At 62.9% G+C, this 509-nt stretch carries 1 protein-coding gene; it reads right to left on the minus strand.

Annotated features, from left to right (window positions below):
* A partial coding sequence (locus AC1DWI_RS26080) for a transglycosylase domain-containing protein (protein WP_477726322.1) occupies positions 1 to 509 on the minus strand: 509 nt, incomplete at both ends.

The following is a 509-nucleotide window of genomic DNA, read 5'->3' on the forward strand; positions in this document are numbered from 1 at the left end:
GTGCTGGCGCGCGAAGCCAGGTAGCCCGAGCCGGGCCGCGTTTCAAAGTATTTGGGGCGCGGCAGCATGACGGCCAGCCGCGCGGATTCATAGGCGCTCAGTTTTGACGCAGGCTTGCGGTAGTAATGCTGCGCTGCGGCCTCGGCGCCAAAAATACCTTCGCCCCACTCCACGCTGTTGAGGTAAATCTCCAGAATGCGCTCCTTGCCGAGCAGGGCTTCGAGCAGCAGCGTCAGCACCAGCTCCTGGCCTTTGCGCAAAAGCGTACGCTCACCCGACAGGAAAAGATTTTTGGCGAGCTGCTGGGTGATGGTGGAGCCGCCAATGATTTTCACCGGTCTGGCGGGTGTTGCCGCTGCCTTGGCGGGAGCCAGGCGGCTGGCGGATTGTGCGGCGCGCTGCTCGGCCTTGGCGTTTTTGTCCCAGGCCTTCTCAAGTGCCTCCATGTCCACGCCGTCATGCTCGGCGAAGCTGGCGTCTTCCGATGCGATTACCGCGCGCTTGAGGTT

The sequence above is a fragment of the Polaromonas sp. P3_C2 genome (genome assembly GCF_056402675.1).